Raw genomic sequence first — 3928 nt, forward strand, 5'->3', positions numbered from 1 at the left:
GCGGATGAGAAGGCCCTGCTAGCCCAGCGAGTGGCATCAGGAGAGTTAACGCCAGAACAGGCCAAAGAACTTGAGCGAGCCAAGCTGCCTGCGCAAGAGCGTGAATATTTAGAAAGGATTGATCAAGCACAGGCAGATTTGAAAGCGGCACAGCAATCTTTTGATACCTACCGCGGTATGACAGAGGTTCAAGCGGCGCAAGATGCCAAAGTACTACTTGATGGCGTTGCCCAACTTTCAAGTAACAACAACATTATTGAAGATGCGATTGATGGCGTCGATTTGACTTTGAAAGGACGTACTGAGGCTGGCAAGCCTGCATCAGAGATAGACATCGAGTATGATCGACAAGGTGTGCGAGCAGATATTGAGCAGTTTGTTGCATCTTACAACCAGTTTTACCAAATCACTAAGGAACTGAGCGGTGTTGACCCAAGAACGGGGATGGCAGGGCCGCTAGCGGGTGACAGTATTGTCCGTAGCGCAGATGCGCGATTAAAAGCCGTGTTCTCTTCTAGCGTTGATGCTGCTCCTGAAGACCTAAAAACACTCACTGAGTTCGGTATCACTACCACTCGTCAAGGTACGCTCGAGATCAACTATAGTATGCTCGATCGTCAGTTGAACAATAACTTCAATAAGCTTGAAGGTTTTTTTGGCGGCAACAACGGTTTTGCCAAGAAGGTTGAAGATGCGATTCAAGGTTTGACGGGGGTGACTGGTTCAATCCGAAACCGTGAGCAAAGCATGACTGAGCGAACTTACCGACTGCGAGATGATCAGGCGGCACTGGATCGCCGTATGGAAAGCCTAGAGCAACGAACGCACGCCAAATTTTCGGCAATGCAGGATGCAACCAGTAAAATGCAGTCTCAGCTAGCAGGGATGATGAATGCACTCGGATAGTGATTTTCTGCGTCGGTTAGCAGAGTTGTGTGATTTAGATCAAAAAGTATCTGAAACTCTTACATTTGAAGAGATAAATACTGAAGAAATTGTTCAACTCGTCGATATAAGGGAACAGTTATTGCAGAGTTTGATGAGTGAGATAGAAAAGTCTCCTCAACTTGCTAAGTTGCAGCAGTGGCATGACGCGGTCGAAAGAACCCAAACTGTTGTATCTTTAATGCAGAATAAAACTTCTGAATTGGGACAGGCGTTACAAAAGTATCGTCATGGCAAGCGTTCCGTTCAGCAGTATCAAAAGTTTTTATAGAAAAGAGGGTTGTTATGCGTGGTTCACTACAGGCTTACAAGAAGGTATCGGTTGATAGCCAGCTCAGTGCGGCCTCCCCGCATAAAATTGTTCAAATGCTAATGGCTGGTGCTATTGAACGTTTGATTCAAGGTAAAGCGGCGATGCAAGCGGGGAATATTCCGGCCAAAGGCGAGCGTTTGGGTAAAGCTCTGGATATCATCATCAGTTTACGTAGCTGTTTGTCGATGGATGATGGTGGGGATATCGCTCAGAATCTCGATCAGCTTTATGAATTCATGATCACTCAGATTACGGAAGCGAATCATCAAAATAATCCTCAGCCGATTGACGATGTGATTGAGATTATTCGCGAGATTAAGTCTGCTTGGGATCAAATCCCGACAGAGTACCATAATCTTACAGCAGCGGACGTCGGTTTATAGAAATTCAGTATTTTAGATTGTTTTATAAACAATCTTCGCATTAGACACCGTAAGGTTTGGGCAAATATCACATCAAGTAATTGCTTGGTTGCCTTATTTTTTTTATCAAATAGAATAGAAGTCACTAACTAGCCTAGTGGCTTTTTTTTGTTGCTGAAATTTCTAGATTGTCGTCTAGCTTGGTTTTTGAACGAGTATTTAGTTTCTGAACTATAGTTATTAAGTGTATAGATATTAACACCAGCCACAACGTTTCATAATAAAGGCAAACAATCTCACCTATGCAAGGTTTAGCAAAACTACTTGTGATTGAAGATGATGCTCAGGCACGTACCAATCTCAGTAATATATTAGAATTTGTTGGAGAACAGTGTGAGGCGATCAGCTCTGATCAGCTTGATGATTTAGATTGGTCGCGCGTTTGGGCCGGTTGTATTCTTGGTTCTCTAACTAGCAATGAATTACCTTCCAAGCTGAGTGATAAACTATCCCAAGCCAACCATATTCCTTTATTGATTGCTGGTAAGCACTCATACCCTGTTGAAGAGCTAACAAATTACGTTGGCGAGTTGGAATACCCATTAAATTATCCTCAGTTGAGTGAGGCTCTTCGCCATTGTAAAGATTTCTTGGGACGTAAAGGCGTCAATGTTCTCTCTTCTTCGCGCAAGAATACTCTTTTCCGCAGCTTAGTCGGCCAGAGTCACGGCATTAAAGATGTACGCCATTTAATCGAACAAGTGTCCGGTACGGAAGCTAACGTTCTGATTTTAGGTGAATCAGGCACAGGTAAAGAGGTAGTGGCGCGCAACATCCATTACCACTCAGCACGCCGTAGCGGTCCATTTGTGCCAATTAACTGTGGTGCGATTCCACCTGATCTGCTTGAAAGTGAGCTATTTGGTCATGAAAAAGGCGCTTTCACGGGAGCGATTACCTCACGTAAGGGGCGTTTTGAGCTTGCTGAAGGCGGGACACTGTTTCTAGATGAAATTGGCGATATGCCAATGCCAATGCAGGTTAAGTTACTGCGTGTGCTTCAAGAGCGTTGTTTTGAGCGTGTTGGCGGCAATACCACTATTCGCGTTAATGTTCGTGTGATTGCTGCAACCCATCGCAACTTGGAAAGCATGATTGAGGATAGTTCTTTCCGCGAGGACCTGTACTATCGACTGAATGTTTTCCCTATTGAAATGCCCGCCTTGCGCGAGCGTAAAGATGATATTCCGTTGCTGCTGCAAGAATTGATGACGCGCATGGAGTCTGAAGGTGCCCAACCGATTTGCTTTACCCCACGTTCAATCAACTCTTTGATGGAGCACGAGTGGCCGGGCAACGTTCGTGAGTTAGCTAACTTGGTTGAACGTATGATCATTCTTTACCCAAATAGCTTGGTTGATGTGAACCACTTACCGACTAAATATCGCTACAGTGACATTCCAGAGTTCCAGCCTGAGTACAACAACCTTGAGTCTGTCGAGCAGCAAGAGCGTGACGCATTACAAGACCTATTTTCTGAAGACTTTAGTTTGGAAGAGAATGATATTTTCCATGAGCACGATAATGCGCCGCAGAATCTGCCACCTGAAGGGGTCAATCTCAAAGAGATGTTGGCTGACTTAGAGGTGAATATGATCAACCAAGCATTAGAAGCTCAAGGTGGGGTCGTTGCGAGAGCCGCAGATATGTTGGGTATGCGTCGTACCACCTTGGTAGAGAAGATGCGTAAGTACAATTTACAGCGTTAGAATATTAGGCTCTAGAGTCGCAAACCTTTCACTGTCAATTTACTGACTTGATGTTAAGTTATTGAAAGTAAACAATAATGGCCTGGCGTGCTTTTTGCAAGTCAGGCTATTGTAGTTTTTAAGGCAGAAATACGTCATGCAGTTAACCCCTTCGGTCGATAACCCGATGCCGCTAGGCACTCTAGAACAACAAGTTAAACGCTATCAGCAAGTGCTGGATGTTATGCCAGCAGGCGTAATATTGCTTGATACTCAAGGGGTCATTCAAGAAGTAAACCCTGAAGCTCAGCGTTTGTTAGAGATCCCGTTATTGGGCGAGAAGTGGTTTGAAATTATTCAACAAGTGTTTGCTCCTCGCGAAGATGATGGTCATGAAATATCACTTCGTAATGGGCGTAAAGTACGCCTAGCGATTTCAGCCTCAGAGCCAGGCCAACTTATTTTGATTACAGACTTAACGGAAACTCGTCTTTTGCAGTCGCGTATCAGTGATTTACAGCGTTTGTCATCAATAGGCCGAATGGTGGCCTCCTTAGCAC

Annotated in this window: 5 protein-coding genes; all 5 read left to right on the plus strand. The window is 44.6% G+C overall.

The window, feature by feature from the left end; translation table 11 throughout:
- Positions 1-906, plus strand: a 906-nt coding sequence (gene fliD / locus QTO00_RS16065) for a flagellar filament capping protein FliD (protein ID WP_331425693.1), incomplete at its 5' end; no start/stop codon positions are given.
- Positions 893-1216, plus strand: a complete 324-nt coding sequence (locus tag QTO00_RS16070; protein WP_331425694.1) for a flagellar protein FliT — start codon at positions 893-895, stop codon at positions 1214-1216. The genes fliD and QTO00_RS16070, both read left to right, overlap by 14 nt.
- 14 nt (positions 1217-1230) lie before the next feature.
- On the plus strand, positions 1231-1641 hold the full coding sequence (gene fliS, locus QTO00_RS16075; RefSeq protein ID WP_038202550.1) for a flagellar export chaperone FliS: 411 nt from the start codon (positions 1231-1233) through the stop codon (positions 1639-1641).
- Between the two features lie 281 nt (positions 1642-1922).
- Positions 1923-3389, plus strand: coding sequence for a sigma-54 dependent transcriptional regulator (locus QTO00_RS16080; RefSeq protein WP_331425695.1), 1467 nt, complete (start codon positions 1923-1925; stop codon positions 3387-3389).
- A gap of 136 nt (positions 3390-3525) precedes the next feature.
- On the plus strand, positions 3526-3928 hold a 403-nt coding region (locus QTO00_RS16085), incomplete at its 3' end, for a PAS domain-containing protein (RefSeq protein ID WP_331425696.1).

It is taken from the genome of Vibrio sp. M260118 (genome assembly GCF_036533755.1).
Lineage (GTDB): Bacteria > Pseudomonadota > Gammaproteobacteria > Enterobacterales > Vibrionaceae > Vibrio.